We start from the raw sequence: 15,774 nt of genomic DNA, 5'->3' as shown, positions 1-15,774 counted from the left end.
ACAGACCTTGACCCGCATTAAGGGTGGCCAGTATCCGAGATCGAAGCGTTCATGCCCTTGAGCTTCAAACCTGGCGGCAGGGGCTGACCGCTCCGCAAGCCCTGTCCGGTTCCGAGAACCCGTCAGATTTTGGCCACAGACGTCACTTTTCAAGTGGATCGGTGTTTATCGATGAGTCCTTTCACCCTCGCTTTGCAGTGCGCCTCAGCGTGCGCCCAGCGTTCGGATATCTCGGCGCATTTCAACTGCATGTCCCGAAAAAGCGTTTTTGCTACGGAAAGCTGGTCGTCGGTTGATCGTTTTCCGGGTCCTCCTCCGAACTGCAGAGCATCCCTGCATTCTTCAAGACTTGCCGGCAACACATCACCGAGTTGGCTGGCAAGCTCGCTTCGGCGCTGCGCGACGCCGCTATCCTGAGACAGGCGCTGGGCGATCTCGCCAATTTGTGTGTGGGCCTTCCTGAAAGGGATGCCTCGCGACGTCATCCGTTCGGCGGCTACGGCCGTCATTGACGACCCGTCTTCGAGATGTTCGCGCATAGACTTCACGTTGAACGACATGTATTTCACGATGAGTGATGTGAGGGTGATGGCCCTCTTCAGGGCCTCCTCTGAAAGCCTGAGAGGAAAGCAGCCGTAGTTGCTTGCTTCAATCGAGTTGCTGAAAGGTGCTTTGCAGGTAGCTGTTGCCGCGGAAACGTATGCGCCAATTACGGTGCTTGCCGACCCCTTGATGTGTTCAAGTAGGAACGGGTTCTTCTTTTGCGGCAGCATGGACGAGCCTCCGGCAAGATTTCGAGGCATGTCGATAAGAGCAAACTCACGAGTGGTCCAGACCTGCAGATCCTGGGCCACACGACTGAGCAGGATTGAAACGCCAGCGAAGACTGAAAGCCCTTGTAGGTGATGGTCACGGCTCGCGACCGCATCAAGAGAGTTGAAGGAAGGCAGTTCGAATCCCAAAAGATTCGCGGTCTTCAAGGGATCGATAGGAACGCTGGTGCCTCCGCCGGCCCCGGCGCCCATAGGGCAGTTCCTGATGTCTTCCAGCAGGCAATGGAGGCGCTGGCGCTCGCGCCCGAGAGCAAAGAAGACGCCAAGCAAGTAGTGCCCTGGGGATCCGGGGAGTGCGATCTGGTATTGACTGTACAGCGGAGCCACCAGTCTCGATGCCTCTTCCGCTCGCTGAAGCAGGGCGTCTTGTGCAATTCCGATCTGCTGGGAGATGGAACACGCGGCCTCCCGAAGGCCCAGGAGAGAGATGGTCGCGTTCAAGTCGTTGCGGGACCTAGAGAGGTGCAGCCAGCCGGCCCTTTCCGGGCCAGCTCTGGCGGCAAGTTCGGCCTCATAAGCAAGATAGAGGCCACGCGGAGCCTCGCGACCCTCCAAGGACTGAAAGCCCTCGTCCTGGAGGTCCAAGATATACTTGAGGAGATCAGCGGCAGCTGCCTGGCTGATCAAGCCCTGGTCGGCGAGCATCACCAGATGTGCCTCGTCTATAGTCGCTTGATACTGCAGAAGGCGACCGTCGCGCGAGATTTCGATAGGTGGAGCGAGCAACTTCATCGCTTCGGGATGTAGGTTCCACCAGCCCTCGCTTAACCCAGTGACTTGCGTGTTGGCCGTTTCGTCGGAAGCTGTCTCGATTTCGATTACGATGGAATTGATCATCCGTTGCGCTGCCGCGACGGCGGCATTTAGTTCATCAGCGACGCCTATGGCGTAGCCTACCCGGTCTCTGAAGTCGCCATTTGTTTGAACTTCCTCCCCCTCAGATTTCAGAAGACCTGCTTCAGGCACTGTAGGCTCTGGATTTCGAGAAAAGCCCAGGCGTTTGAGCTTGCCGGATCTATGAACGAGTTGGAAACGAATGGCTCCCGCCCTTGCTCTCGCACGTGGAGGCGTGAACCCTTCTCCCGCGTAAAGTTCAATCACCATGTCAAGGATTGATGTGCCCAAGGCGTGCGTGAGCATGACCGGAATCATCCCTCCAGCCAGCCTGGGGTTGACCTCGATGATGACAGGCCCCGACCGCGTTATCACGAACTCCACATGAGCCGGTCCGAAATTCAGGCCCAGAGCCGACACCGCACCTGCGGCAAAAGAAGCCAATTCCTGGCGGGATGGCTCCGGTAGCGGGGCCGGAAAGTCATGCCCTACCTCGACGAAGCAGGGAGCCGGCCCTTTGTGCTTGGCAAGAATTCCAAGACAATGCAGCGTCCCATCGTACGCAATTATCTCTGCAGAGTATTCCTTACCCTCGACATATTGCTGGATGAGGATGTCGGGACTGGGCAGATCTACTTGATCGAGCAGTGCGCCCCTTGCGCTCTCAAACGCCTTGATGGCGGCTGCGGCACTATCGCACAACCTCACGCCGCTACTACCACTGCCGGACACCGGTTTGACGACCACCGGCAGAGTAGCTTGGGCAAGAATCTTCTCGACATCGCTGACCGAAGTGGCCAGCCCTGTTTCAGGGATCGTGATTGATTGTCGCCGCAACTCGGCCGCTTGCTTCCATTTGTTGCGGCATGTGGCTATAGCCTCCGGATTCGCTGCTGGCAGCCCTATCGCCGTAGCGACACGTGACGCTGCTTCCACAAAATACTCCGACGACGAGTATATACCTGCCAGCCTACTTAATTTGGTAGCGACCCCGATGAGTTCATTCGGGCTGCGGGTCTCAGCTTCGATCACTTGAGCGACCGAGTCCTTAAGAAACGGATAGCGCGCAGGATTGCGCGTAACGAGATAGGGCTCAAAGCCCAGGGCTCGGGCTCGCTTCACCAACAGTTCGCCAGTGCCCGTTGTGTTGCTCTCCACAAAAAGGAAGCTACCTCGGTTCATCATGACGCGTCCTCCAGAACGTTTAGGACAGCTTCCCGGCTTCTCCGCTTCCAGAGATATCGGTTCCATGGCGGGAGAGCGGTCGAAGGGTGATTTTCGGTTGCCGGCCTGTTCAGCAGAACACCTTCATGTAGACATCCGTGCTGCTTCAGCCATTGGCGGTCGTAAACGGCTTCGACGTAGCGGTGACCTTCATCGGGGCATATTACGACTACGGTTTCTTCTGGATGCTTCCGAGCTCGCCAGCGCCCCACGATGTAACTCGCTCCGGAGGTCGGACCGGCGAAAACGGCGTGCCGCTCGTGGAGGGTTCGCGTTGCAGCAAATGCGAGCGGAGCTGAGATGAGATGCACCTCGTCATACAGTTCATGCTTCACGTTCTTGGGGACAAGACTGTTCCCCAGGCCCCGCAGTTTCCGTTCGCCATCCTGTTGGCCAAAGATGACACTGTTAAACGTGTCAACTCCAATCAGGCGCGCGCCAAGGGCTTTTTGGCGGAGGCGCTCTATCGTTCCGCAAGTAGAACCGCCTGACCCCACAGAACCGACCAAATTTACGTCGGCGTCCAACATCCCCGATATCTGATCGGCGAAGAGCTCATAGGCTGCGGGGTTGTCGGGTGTTTCATATTGCCGGGGCCAAAAACAGGAGTGGCCCAACTGTCTCATCCTGGCGTGTAATGCGTCGAGGCGGCTTCTTTGATAGCCACCCTGCTTCGCCTTTTCAGTTATTATGAAGACTTTGGCTCCCAAGGAGATCAACCTGTTTTCGAGGCCTTTGTCCATCACTGGGTCTGTGAAGATTTCGAGCTGGAATCCATGTTCCCGGCAAACTACGGCCAAACCCAGCGCGAACGTTCCGCTCGAGGTCTCGAGAACTTTCATGCCGTGCGTCAAAGTCCCTCGAGCCAGTGCTTTCTCAATGATGTACTTTGCAGGGAGAAGCTTCATGAACGCGAACTGCGCAAGATAAAGGTTTGTCTCACATCTAATGATGCTGGGAAGAGCATAGGCATCAGAATAGCCGGAGAATGGCAGGCATTTGCGATCAGCGTCCATATTGCTTACCTCAGCCAGTCATGGTCAGATATATTTTTGGCGAGTTGTCGAACGCCGATACATGGGAGAGCACGGACCGAAGCTTCCATGGAAAGTCAGCCGCCATTCGATCAAGCAGGATTCCAATCATTGTGCCGCTGTGCGCGACTATGACCCCGAGAGCGTCAGTGGCCTCGGATGCTTTCAGCATCGAGGTCAGATGCTCCTTTGGAACCCGCTCCTGATGCAGGAGCGCGCTGGCCGTAGCTATTCTGCCTATGGTTGCGGTGTCACCCAGCGGAATTGCTATTCGCGCATGGTCGAATAATTGGTGATATTCTGCTCTGTGACTGGCGGAGATTTCACCTCGCCGTTGATCATAGTCGACGGTTTCGACCGTTCCTCCTTCGTCGATACCAACGATTGCAAGCGGCGGCATTTGCCCCAGGAACGAGAGAAGGCTACATGCTCGCTGCTGATATGCGACCACTCCTGGGTACATTACCCCGTCGGATGGCTCGATCTCCGCCATTAGCTTCTCGATCAATGATGTTCGGACTCTACGCTTGAAGCTGCAGGCGATTGACCGTGCGGTCGCAACGAGATCCGCAGACGAACTCGCCAACCCTTTGCCTTCCGGGAGCTCAGATTCCAAAAAGAGGATTCCTCCCGAGGCGCCGAGCGCAATCACGAGATTCTCAGCCAGTCGTTTTGCTTTGACTTTACGTGACGGATAAACGGTTACGGATCGTGTGCCCGCGATCGGCACGAAGTGAGCACGCGCAAAGAGCGCGATGGGCATCGTGACCAAGAAATGAGGGTCTCGGGAAACCGAGCCGACCGGTAACTGGCCTTGCAGCAACTCGCCGAATGTGCCGCAACAAAGAGCGTCGCCGTGGCCACAATTATTCCCTGGCTGCGGCCCGTCCTCGGCGATAATCTCTGCCGCATCTGCGCCGCCGAACGCCTGGTGAAACATGTATGGCCGCCAAACTCCATCGGCGGCCGCTTCTATAAGCTCTCTAGTTGTGCTGCTCGCCATTCCTCCTGCAGGCTCGATGGAACTGGTGGAATGCTGGGTCGGCATGTCACTTTCCTTAGGTGCGCTGATGTGTGATTTGCTGCCAGGGCACGAGGCTTGGACCATCAGAGCACGGATCCTGTTTCAGTCTAGTAAGTAACGGGTGCCGGCTGCCTAAACCCCGAGTTGGAGTGAACGTACCATTTGTCACGATTAGCGGGGGCAAAGATTCTGTGAAGTTACATGTAAGATCTGTTACACTGTTTTGACGGGGCTGACCTTGCCCCTATGATCTAATCCGGTTTGAAGTTCGTTCTGGCCCATCGAGAGGACCAGGACATGAAACGTAGCCGCTTCTCTGCAGAGCAGATCATCGGAATTTTGAAGGAACACGAGGCCGGGGTATCGGTTGCCGATCTGTGCCGCAAGCACGGGGTCAGCGACGCCTCGATCTACAACTGGAAGGCCCGCTTCGGCGGGATGGATGTCTCCGAGGCTCGGCGACTGAAGGCGCTGGAGGACGAAAACACGCGGCTGAAGCGGCTTCTGGCCGACGCCATGCTCGACAATGCCGCGTTGAAGGATCTTGTGGGAAAGAATGTATGGTCCGCCCCGTCCGTGCAAGGGTTCGCGACATCGCCGATGACGATTCCAGTTGCGTAAATGTATCCGGCCTCTCGCGAGTGAGCTGCTGTTGCAGCCAGGCCATGATGAGATCCGCGCACGCCGTTCCCAATAAATGGTTCGGGCACGAAGCCCGCTTTTTTGCACAGGGCTTACGGCATGCTGATCCACTGTTTCGTCATCACTATTCCCGAGCCTTGCAATCGAGCCGGAGCGTCAGGCGAAAGCAGGGTCCCTGCGTTCGTAGAGCGCTCCCGGCTTGGTCAGGACAACCCAGACAATGCGCGCCATCTTGGCGGCAAGTGCGACAACAGCTTTGTTCGGGTGCATACGGCTCTGCAACCCGTCAAGCCAGCTTCCCAGGCGATCCCGGGTTCGATCCAGGTGACGGAAGCATGATCGCGCGCCATGAACGAGCAGCTTGCGAACGTAGCGGTTCCCGCGCTTGCTGATACCGAGTAGCTTCTGCTTGCCTCCGGTCGAGTATTCTCGAGGGACCAGCCCCAGCCATGCGGCCAGGTCGCGAGCCTTCTGGAACTGGCATCCGGTGCCGACGGCCGCCAGTAGCGCGGTGGCTCCCAATGCTCCGATTCCGGGGATCGTCATGAGCCGGCGGGCAACATCTTCTCGGTCTGCGATCGCTGCGATCTCCCTCGTCACGTCGTTGATGCGCTGCTCCAACTGGCGCAGATCTGCGAACAGGTCCACGAGCAGTTTGCGCATTGCCGGCGTGAGGTCATTCGAAAGGTCATCGAGAACCAGTGGCAAGTCGAGCTTGAACAGTCCGGCGCCCTGTCTCAATGCGATGCCGTATTCCAGGCAGAATGCTCGCATCTGGTTGATCAGACGGGTTCGCGTGCCGATCATCTGGTCGCGCACCCGATGCAAAGCTTGGAGGTCGGATTGCTCCTCGCTCTTGATCGCGGCAAATCGCATCGTCGGCCGCGTGGCTGCTTCGGCGATAGCTTCGGCATCGATGATGTCGCTCTTGTTCGACTTGACGTATGGCTTCACGAACTGCGCTGGGATCAGGCGAACCCTGTGCCCCAGTGCCTGAAGTCTCCTGGCGATCCATTGCGATCCAGCGCACGATTCCATCCCGACGATTGCCGGCGCTGCCCGCTCAAAGAACTTCATCAACGTATCGCGTCGGAAGCGAACTCGCTGGACGGGCTCGCCGTCGCTGTCCAAGCCGACGACGTGGAAGATGTTCTTGCCGATATCGACACCATAGACGGCCGCAGGGCGCGGCGCATTGCGTGGGGACATTGCAACCTCCTTTGTTGTGACTGCCCAGATGATGCTGCGGGAGGACGGGGCGGACCATCCCATTAATGGTGACGCCCGCGGCCAAGCGGAAAGCTGTCGCCCGCCTGAAGGAAGGCTTCGGGATGAGCGAACGGCGGGCGTGTAAAGCCATCGGCTGTTGCCGCATGACGGTTCGCTACGAGACCAGCAGGCCGGACGACCGCGAGGTTCGCGAGCGGATGAAGGCGATCGCGCAGGAGCGTCGCCGGTTCGGCTACCGGCGTCTTCTCGTGATGCTGAGGCGGGAGGGCCTGGTCGTGAACCACAAGAAGCTGTTTCGGCTCTATCGGGAGGAGAAGCTCGCCGTTCGCCGCCGTGGCGGCCGCAAGCGGGCGATCGGGACCAGGGCGCCAATGCTGGTGCCGCTGAGGCCCGACGAGCGCTGGTCGCTTGACTTCGTATCGGACCAGCTGACCGACGGGCGCCGCTTCCGCATCCTGGCCGTCGTCGACGACTGCACGAGAGAGTGCCTGGAACTCATCGTTGATACGTCTCTCTCGGGCATGCGGGTTGCCCGCGAATTGGACCGGCTCATCACCGAGCGCGGACGGCCGAGGATGATCGTCAGCGACAATGGCAGCGAGTTCACCTCGAACGCCATCCTCTCCTGGGCGGATCAGAACCGCGTCGAATGGCATTACATTGCGCCCGGCAAGCCGATGCAGAATGGCTTCATCGAGAGCTTCAACGGCCGACTGCGCGATGAACTGCTCAACGAGACGCTGTTTCCTCGCTGGCTCAGGCGCGCGTAGCCATCGCCCTGTGGCGCGCCGACTAGAGGACTGCGCGGCCGCACTCCCAAATCACCTGGCAGACACCGGCCGAGTTCGCCAGCACCTTCAATCCGCGACGGTCGCTCGCGCTGCGCTATGCCAAAGGCTCCGCGCCAGCGCCCGTCGCTTCACCCGCCCAGCACGGCACAACCCACGCCGGAAACGAACTCAAAACTGGATAGAAACTGGGGGCAACGTCAGGGCGCATGACGACGGTGGATGCGACGTTCGTCGTTCGTTAATAAGCGGATCAGGCTGGACAGGTTTTGTCAGGCAATTGAGCGCCGCGATGAGAAGCAACAAAAGCTGCCTGAACCAGGTGAGCAGCAGCGAGAGGTTGTAGCCGGCGGCGGCTAACATGGCGTTGACTGCGTCACCCTGCTCGCGAGCGAGGTAGTTGCGTCCCATTCGGTGCTCGGCCTTGATGTGGCCAATGACGGGCTCGATCGCCGAGCGGCGGCGCATCTGGCGCTTGATGGCCGGTGTGACGCGGCGCTTCTGGCCGGCGGTGAAGATCCTGAACTTGTGGCTGTAGGCTGCATTGTGGCCACGATAGGCCTGCATCGGCAGGATGCGGCCGATCTCGTTTCCGATGGTCTTCTCGATGGGATGACGCTTGCGAGGGTGTGGCCGTCAAAAGGATTGCTCGGCAGCGCTTTCGCGTGCAGGGCGAACTGGCCGCCTTTAGAGCGCTGCAGCGACGTAAGCAGCGAGACCTTGACGCCGAACTCGTAAGGGGCACGCGCCTTGCCCTTGCCGATGCACTCGACCTCGTGAGCGTGCAGGCTGTAGATCTTGCGGCCGCGCTGGCGCTGCCTCTGCTCCAGAACCGCCGAGGCCTGATAGAGCGGCCATTTGGAGATCTCCTCGAGCTGCTCTTCGCTGGCAACCTGGGAGATGTCGCGAACAGTCCGGCCGAGGTAGGTCTCAGCTTGCGCAGCGCCTTGTTGGCCCGCTTCAACTGCTTGGCGTGCGCATAATGCTGGTGCTTGATCGGCGCCAGCTTGCCGACCCGCACATAGCTCTGGCGCAAATCCGGACCCACCTGTCTGCCCATGCGCTCCAGCCGTTCGCGCGCCCAGCGAATGAGCTTGGCGTCGGTCGGGAACATCACGTTCTTCGGCTGCACGGTCGTGTCGACGATCAACCGGCGCGTGTCAGCCGGCTTCATCGCCCCGCTCTTGACCGCAACCGCGAGGCTCTCCCGACGATCCGCTCCTCGCTCACGCGTTGGCCAGCGTGTCATCGACGAGCGGTCGAAGGGCCGTGCGTGGCGGAAGAACTCCTCGCCGCGCAGGTGCTGGAAGTAGGGGTTCTCTACCCAGCTGGCGCAGAGCTCCTCGTCCGACAGACCGAAGCTGTGCTTCAGGATCGCGAGCCCCGCCATCAGCCGGGTCGGCAGCGGCGGCATGCCCCGCGCCGAAACGCTCCTCCAGCACAGGCCAGTCGATCGCCTGCGCCAGCCGCACAGTGTCTGGTCCCAGAGTGTGGGGGAATCAGTCAAGCTGACCCTTCATTCAAGGATCAGCTATGGGACAGATACTCCACGGCAGCGCCACGACCACGCACGCCATCCGAGCAGCGATACGGCGATCGAAAGCTCCGCTCAAAGAACTCGCCACGCAGCACGGTCTAAATCGGAAAACTGTCGCCAGGTGGCGCAAGCGGACCTTCGTCCATGATGCGCCAATGGGCCCGAAGACCGTATGCTCTACCGTTCTGACTGCCGAGGAGGAAGCGGCGATAGTCGCCTTCCGCAAGCATACGCTGCTGCCTCTGGATGAGTGTCTATGCGCTGCAGGCGACGGTCCCGCACCTGACGCGGTCGTCCTTGCATCGTTGCTTTCAGCGCCACGGTATCAGCCGCCTGCCCGAGGTCGCTGGCGCAAGCCAGCCAAACAGCCCTTCAAGAGCTACCCGATCGGCTACTTCCACATCGACATTGCCGAGGTCCGGACCGAGCAGGGCAAGCTGCACATGTTCGTCGCCATCGACCGCACCTCGAAGTTCGCCTTCGTCGAGTTGCACGAGAAGGCCCCCACCGCCGTATCGAGAGACTTTCTGCTGCGGTTGATCGCGGCCATGCCCGACAAGATCCACACCGTGCTCACCGACAACGGCATCCAGTTCCCGACGCCCGGCGCCGGCGGTTCGGCCGTGTCATTGATCAAGGAGGCCATCGCAAACGGCGAGCGCTTCTGGGCCCATGCGTTCGAATACGCTTGCGCCACAAACGACATCGTGCACCGGACGACCAAGGCAAGGCATCCATGGACCACTGATGTGATCGACAAGAGCCTTTTTGATAAATCTGCGCTATTCTCTTTTCGCGCACGGACGACCGCGTGGCGAAGAGCAGGGTCCGAGGTGAGAGCCCTGCCGCGCAGCCTCTATCGTCGCACCTCGTTTGCGGCATCCGTGCGCGCCTTTCTCGGGCCTCGCGGGTTCCAACCGGCGACGAAGCGTGCATAGGCGCCCTCGGCCTGCTCCACCCAGCGGCGCTCTTCTTCCCGGTGGCTCTTGATGTTCGGCCGCGCACAGCCTTGCTCCCGGCCTTGAGTTCCATATCGCGGAGCTTCTTGGCATGCAGGGAGGGTCGAGCCCACGCGTAACTCGCGCCCTTCATCAACAGATGCCAGATCACGACAGAGAGTTTGCGTGCGGTTGCCACGGCCGCGACATGCTGTCCGCGCCGGGCTCGCACGCGCAGGAAGAAGGCTCGCAACGGTCCGGGGGCACGAGCGGCCGCCCAGGCCGCCTCGACGAGCATGCCGCGCGCATGACCACGGCCCTGCTTGGTGATCCGCCATGGTAGGCCGGACCTGGCCCGGACTGTCGGACGCTTGGGTTCAACCCGAGATAGCTCACGAGCTTCCGCGGATCGTCGAAGCGCGACACGTCGCCGATCGCCGCCTTCATCGCCAGCGCGACGGTCATGTCGACGCCGGAATGGCCATCAGCCGCTTCACGCCTTCATCCGCGTGAGCCGAGCGGGCAAGATCGCGTTCGATGACCTGGAGGTCTTCGCCCAATCGGTCGAACTCGCGCAGATGCCGATCGATCGCGAGGCGCTCGTCCTGCGGTACGACCTGCTCGCTCAACCATGACCGGCCCTTATTTCCGCACAGGTCGGCATGCGGGCAGGACGGGATCAGGTGGCTATGAAGGATCGACTGGATGATGTTCTTCAATCGAGATCTCTGCCGGATAATTTGATTGCGCCGTGTCACCTGTCGACGCATAGGTTGGGTCGGCTCATCCGGAATCCAGACTTCCGGCAGGAAGCCGCTGGCATAGAGCTGTGCCAGAACGCTGGCATCGATCGTGTCCGTCTTGATCTTGGCATAGGCGATGATGCGCACCTGCTTCGGGTTTGCGATCACCACTTTCTTCACATGCGGCGCGACAACCGCGGCGGCCGAGGACGCGTTGCCTTCGCCTCGATCACCACGACATCATCCAACGACAGCTTTGCGGCGAAGGCATCCAGCAGATCGCGCCGCATGTCGACACGACCCAGCCGTCTGAGCCTGCCGTCCCCCAAGCTACCGCCTCGGCGAAGGCGCGATGGATATCCAGTCCGATGATGCGCATGCCCGTTCCTCCTTCTTGGCTCGGTCAAAGACGGGAGCTGGCGGGCAACACGACATCTACTGATCCGCGCTCGCAGCGCATCGGGGAAAGTCGCGAGGGGCGGCCATGTAACGAGCTCGGGCTCTCAGCCCACGGTCTATTGACGGCCTGCCTGCACCTTCGTGCTCCCGGTGCCCCACGTCCCGGATGGGCTCACCATAGGGCCGTCCAAAAGAAGAACAGCAGGACGAAAGGGCACCACAGATCACATACCGGATAACGGCCAAGTCGAACGGATGAACCGGACGCTGAAGGAGGCAACCGTCCGGCGATATCACTAAAAGACCCACCGGCAACTTGAAAATCACCTTGCCGCCTTCCTCGATGGATACAACTTCGCCAGGCGGCTCAAGACCCTTCATGGCCTTACACCTTACGAAGCTATCTGCACGGCATGGGCCAAACAGCCAGATCGCTTCCGCATCGATCCGGTCCACTTGACCTCGGGACTGAACACCTAGTCGCTGTGCAAAGGCACGCCAACATGGAGACGCACTTCGGACAATTTTTGGTTGAGCCGGAAGGCGCATATTGATCATGTGCGGATCCTGAATACCGCGTGTGAAACGTTCAAAATTGTTAAAAATTACTAAGTAAATATTAAATTTTGAGGTATGGCCAGCATTGGACGGCGGGCGACCTAGACAAAAGGATGCCAAAAGCGCTATGCAGGAACAATCGGAAGTCTTTGTCGAACCATCTGTTCTCGCGATCCGGAGAATCCGTCGGATAACAAGTTCCATGCAGAAGATGTTATTGTGGATGATATGTCACTCGTCGATCCGAATGATTTTTGCAAATCGCTTACCGTTGTTGTGACAGTAGAGCTTGACCGTGAACGTCTGGAGCTTGTCAACCACTTCAAGCGCGAGATGTGCGCTGCCAAGGAGGTCACCCAATGCTATATGGTTACCGGCGAAGTCGATTTCGTCCTCATCGTGACTGTCGAGGACGTCGAGGCATTTTACGTCTTCGTCCAGAAGACGCTCTATAACGACCCTAACGTGCGAAAATTTAAGAGCATGATCAATTTTGATCTTGTCAAGTTCGAGCCAAGGATCACAGTATAGCTTTTGGCGGATTTCGCTGAAGTCATCGGTCTAGCCGCTTTTGAAGTGCCCGTTGCGTCTCTAACTTCTACCTGAACCTGTGCGGCTTGAACTGCATCGGCGGGTGTTCATCGACGAGATCGGAAGCACTACGGAGATGACGCGCCTACGCGGTCGCTGACCGAAGGGCCAACGGCTGGTAGACCTTATCGCCGGATACGCTGCCATGGCCTATCGCCCCTTTCGTCGTCGACACGCCAAAGAACCGGCGCATCTTCGAGACCTACGACAAAACACGGCGAGGTCGTCACCCTCCCTCGACAATCTCGCTGCCCAGTCCGGTCGCCGAGGCAGCGATCAGAGCCAAGAATGCATCGTTGCGCCGCCCGAAAACGGGGTTGGAGTAGTCAATTGGCCGCCTTTCGCTGCCGCCTTGGATGCTGAATCCCCTTTCCTTCATGTGGCCGAACGGCGTTTCGACGGTGTAAGAGCCGGCAGCACGCGCCACGTCCCGGATGTGCTGACCCGCTCGATCAGAGCGGGCGAGAACGTGGCTCGACGGCCGCGAATTTCTTGTGAAACAATAACATTTGCAAGGGAAGGCGGGGCTGTTGCCGCCTTCTCGCTTCTGCGCAAATGCCGACGGCGGCTGCGCCTCCAGAACAAACCCGGAAGATAAAGTCAGGCTGCAGCCTTCTTCCGCGTCTTGGCAGAAGCTGGCGTTACCGACTCCTTCGGTTTGCGGCCAAGACCCATGGTCTTGGCCCAGGCCGAGCGCGCCCAGGCGTAATTCGGCGCGACCATGGGATAATCCACCGGCAGACCCCACTTGGCGCGATATTGATCCGGCGTCAGCCCATAGTGGCTCGATAGATGACGCTTGAGCGATTTGAATTTCTTCCAGTCATCCAGGCAGATGATATAGTTCGGGTTCACCGACTTCCTGATCGGTGCAGCAGGCTTGAGAGCCTCCGGCTCTGCTGCCGAAACGCCTCCGGCCGTCCAGTGCTGCGTGTACCTGGTCAATCAGGGCAGGGAGTTCACCCGCCGGGTGGAGTGCGCCCCTTGGGGCGGACATCTATCAGGCGGCGTTTTGACCGGTCTGCCGGATGTGTTGATCCTCAAATTGCTGCGGGCTGAGGAATCCCAGCGCCGAATGTAGCCTTCGCTTGTTGTAGACCTCCTCAATGAAGCGAGGAAGGTGCTCGGTGACTTCCTCGAACGTTTCGAACGCCATCGGGTAAACGGCCTCCACCTTGAGCGTCTTCAATGAAGCTCTCGGCCTTGGCGTTGTCACAGGGATTGCCCTTGCGTCCCATCGAACCGATCAGCCCTGCATTGCCAGGAGGTCTCGATAGGCTTCCGCCGCATATTGCGATCCGCGATCGGAATGATGAATGCAGCCAGGCGGCGGCTGTCTTCCGGCAATTGCCGCTTGCAGGGCAGCGATTGTCAAACGCGCGTCGATGGACCGGCCAATGGCGTCGCCGACGACGAGACGCGACCAGCATCAAGAATGATGGCGACATAGACGAAGCGCGTCGGCAGCCAGTGGAGTAAGAAGCGCTGCTGCGCTTCTCCTCCCCGAACCGTACGTGCACCTTTCAGCGCATACGGCTCTCTATTCAATCTTGGCCCATGGCCATGGCAACATCATGATAGTTTGAGGTGACGGTGCTGCGAGATTCGCTCCGGAAGATGTATGGATTGATCTCCGGGTTCCGCCATCGGAACTGCGCCTTGGGACTAGACACCATTCGGCGCAGCGCTTTGCCAACACGGTTTCCGCGTTCACTTCGTCCGTAGACGAGCCAGGTTTTTGCCTTGCCCGCATCGGGCGCTCGATACCAGCTCCGCATCAAGGGCTTGATGCGTGACCGATATTTTCGCGCCAGCCAGTGCGCCAGTTTCCAGAACACGACGTGGTCGATGCGCCGGAAGGTGCGTGCTGTGAAGTCGGTGAACTTGTAGAAGGCCGCCCATCCCGCCAGCTGGCGGTTCAGGCGGTCCACCATGTCGACCTTGCCAACATCATGATTGCCGGAAAGGGTCTCGGTCAGTTTGCGAACAAACGCCTTGGCCTTTTCCTTGGGTATCGTCGTGACGACGGACATGTGCCCGTTCGACCCTCGCTTGCGAATGATCCGATGCCCCAGAAAGACGAACCCGTCATCGACGTGGGTGATATGGGTCTTTTCCATATTCAACGTCAGCTTCAGGCGGTCTTCCAGAAAGACCCGGCACTCCTCGCGGATTTCCTCGGCATGGACCTTCGTCCCTTTGACGATGACGACGAAGTCATCGGCATAGCGACAATAGGCAATCGCAGGTTTCCATTGCCGGTTCTCTCGAACCGTGATGGGGCGTCCCTGCTGAATGCCGAAGTTCCATGCCCAGCGATCCTTGCGGGCTTTCCGGTTCAGGTATTTCGCCTCCAGCCAAGCATCAAACTCGTGGAGCATGATGTTGGACAGGAGCGGCGACAGCACGCCGCCTTGCGGAACACCCTCGCTGGACGCCATAAACAGACCACGATCGAGGTGGCCCGCCTTCAGGATTTGCCAGAGTAGATCAACAAACCGTCCGTCCTGCACCCGTCGTCGCACGCATCGCAGAAGCAACCGGTGATGAACGGTGTCGAAGTAGCTTGCCAGATCACCTTCGATGATCCAGCGGCCCCTCGCCGTATCCGTGCCATCCTGAAGCTGCAACTTCACGGTACGAACGGCATGGTGCACGCTGCGTTCCGGCCGGAAGCCATAGGACAGGCGATGGAAGTCGCTTTCCCAGATCGGCTCCATGGCCATCAGCATGGCGCGCTGGACAATGCGGTCTGTCAGGGTCGGTATACCCAGCGGTCGTAGCTTGCCATTGGCTTTCGGGATATAGATCCGCTTGACCGGCTTCGGGCGATAGGTGCCCTTCAGCAGGTTCGCCCGCAGGTCGGCCAGATGGCGATCCAGTCCGGCCTGCATGCGTCGCTTATCCATTCCGTCAATGCCCGGCGTCCGGGCGCCACTTGACGCCAGAACGATCCGGGCGGCCTCGGCAAGCCATTCCCGATCGGCAATGAGCCGAAGAAGACGATCGAACCGCCGGTTCGGATCGCTTTCAGCCCATGTTGCGAGCTTGTGCTGCATTTCGCTGATTATCAAAGGTCTTCACCTCGTTTGGTCAGGTAATTTGCACTCCAAGCAGATTTGAACTGTTCCCCTTCGCCATGTGGCAGGCTTTCCCTGCCTCGGACTACTACGGGAACTCCGCCAGCATGATGGACATCAGGGTCAACTCCCTTGCGACGCAGAACATCGTGGGCATTCCATCATGCCTTCCCTCGTTCATATGCTGGACATTCCACGCACTGGGGAGGTTGCCGGTCGCAGTCGTTGTCCTTGCGTCCCGCAAGTCGATGCCGCTGCCATGGTCTGGCTGTGTTCTCCCATGGCTCCCTGCAGGCGACCTACATGTACGCCCACATTC

8 protein-coding genes and 8 pseudogenes are annotated in these 15,774 nt (G+C 59.2%); 5 read left to right on the top strand and 11 right to left on the bottom strand.

Annotated features, from left to right (window positions below):
- Window positions 1–149: 149 nt before the first annotated feature.
- From ACLGL5_RS12185 to ACLGL5_RS12175, 3 genes are read right to left on the bottom strand one after another with little or no spacing between them, the layout of a single operon-like run.
- Window positions 150–2,852: a lyase family protein gene (locus ACLGL5_RS12185; protein WP_494372911.1), complete on the bottom strand. Its 2,703-nt coding sequence runs from the start codon at window positions 2,850–2,852 to the stop codon at window positions 150–152.
- A complete protein-coding gene (locus ACLGL5_RS12180; protein ID WP_069091123.1) occupies window positions 2,849–3,907 on the bottom strand; it encodes a cysteine synthase family protein in 1,059 nt (352 codons plus the stop codon). Before ACLGL5_RS12180 ends, ACLGL5_RS12185 begins: the two co-directional genes overlap by 4 nt.
- A gap of 10 nt (window positions 3,908–3,917) precedes the next feature.
- The gene (locus tag ACLGL5_RS12175; protein WP_069091122.1) at window positions 3,918–4,973 is read right to left on the bottom strand and encodes a GHMP family kinase ATP-binding protein; all 1,056 of its coding nucleotides are present in this window, start codon (window positions 4,971–4,973) and stop codon (window positions 3,918–3,920) included.
- Between the two features lie 273 nt (window positions 4,974–5,246).
- Here ACLGL5_RS12175 and ACLGL5_RS12170 point away from each other — a divergent pair.
- Window positions 5,247–5,510: pseudogene (locus tag ACLGL5_RS12170) on the top strand (transposase); the annotation flags it as partial.
- Between the two features lie 237 nt (window positions 5,511–5,747).
- On the opposite strand, the gene ACLGL5_RS12165 reads toward ACLGL5_RS12170, so the two are convergent.
- Complete coding sequence (locus ACLGL5_RS12165) at window positions 5,748–6,800, bottom strand: IS110 family RNA-guided transposase (protein WP_069093289.1); 1,053 nt, start codon at window positions 6,798–6,800, stop codon at window positions 5,748–5,750.
- Window positions 6,801–6,865: 65 nt separating this feature from the next.
- Between ACLGL5_RS12165 and ACLGL5_RS12160 the strand changes: the two are divergent.
- Window positions 6,866–7,794: pseudogene (locus ACLGL5_RS12160) on the top strand (IS3 family transposase); the annotation flags it as partial.
- A 79-nt stretch (window positions 7,795–7,873) separates the two neighbouring features.
- On the opposite strand, the pseudogene ACLGL5_RS12155 reads toward ACLGL5_RS12160, so the two are convergent.
- Window positions 7,874–9,087 (bottom strand): annotated as a pseudogene (locus ACLGL5_RS12155) (IS5 family transposase); the annotation flags it as partial.
- Between the two features lie 55 nt (window positions 9,088–9,142).
- Here ACLGL5_RS12155 and ACLGL5_RS12150 point away from each other — a divergent pair.
- Window positions 9,143–9,907 (top strand): annotated as a pseudogene (locus ACLGL5_RS12150) (DDE-type integrase/transposase/recombinase); the annotation flags it as partial.
- Between the two features lie 95 nt (window positions 9,908–10,002).
- Here the strand turns inward: ACLGL5_RS12150 and ACLGL5_RS12145 are convergent.
- A pseudogene (locus ACLGL5_RS12145) lies at window positions 10,003–11,206 on the bottom strand (IS110 family RNA-guided transposase).
- Window positions 11,207–11,463: 257 nt separating this feature from the next.
- Between ACLGL5_RS12145 and ACLGL5_RS12140 the strand changes: the two are divergent.
- Both ACLGL5_RS12140 and ACLGL5_RS12135 read left to right on the top strand, forming a co-directional pair.
- Window positions 11,464–11,706, top strand: a pseudogene (locus tag ACLGL5_RS12140) (integrase core domain-containing protein); the annotation flags it as partial.
- Window positions 11,707–12,012: 306 nt separating this feature from the next.
- Entirely contained in the window at window positions 12,013–12,315 is a 303-nt protein-coding gene (locus ACLGL5_RS12135; RefSeq protein WP_245307252.1) for an Lrp/AsnC family transcriptional regulator, read from the top strand.
- Window positions 12,316–12,601: 286 nt separating this feature from the next.
- Here the strand turns inward: ACLGL5_RS12135 and ACLGL5_RS12130 are convergent, their stop codons facing one another.
- The 5 genes and pseudogenes from ACLGL5_RS12130 to ltrA all read right to left on the bottom strand — a co-directional run bounded on the left by ACLGL5_RS12130 (window position 12,602) and on the right by ltrA (window position 15,434).
- A complete protein-coding gene (locus ACLGL5_RS12130) occupies window positions 12,602–12,802 on the bottom strand; it encodes a hypothetical protein (protein WP_069091121.1) in 201 nt (66 codons plus the stop codon).
- Between the two features lie 173 nt (window positions 12,803–12,975).
- Window positions 12,976–13,345 (bottom strand): annotated as a pseudogene (locus tag ACLGL5_RS12125) (Ros/MucR family transcriptional regulator); the annotation flags it as partial.
- A 30-nt stretch (window positions 13,346–13,375) separates the two neighbouring features.
- Window positions 13,376–13,564: an IS3 family transposase gene (locus ACLGL5_RS12120; protein ID WP_083246567.1), complete on the bottom strand. Its 189-nt coding sequence runs from the start codon at window positions 13,562–13,564 to the stop codon at window positions 13,376–13,378.
- A gap of 57 nt (window positions 13,565–13,621) precedes the next feature.
- Window positions 13,622–13,786, bottom strand: a pseudogene (locus ACLGL5_RS12115) (IS3 family transposase); the annotation flags it as partial.
- 133 nt (window positions 13,787–13,919) lie between these two features.
- Entirely contained in the window at window positions 13,920–15,434 is a 1,515-nt protein-coding gene (ltrA, locus tag ACLGL5_RS12110; RefSeq protein ID WP_069091120.1) for a group II intron reverse transcriptase/maturase, read from the bottom strand.
- Window positions 15,435–15,774: the final 340 nt, after the last annotated feature.

Source organism: Mesorhizobium sp. U510 (assembly GCF_059180695.1).
Note: the sequence above shows the minus strand (reverse complement) of the source record. Positions and strands in the feature narration are given on the sequence as shown.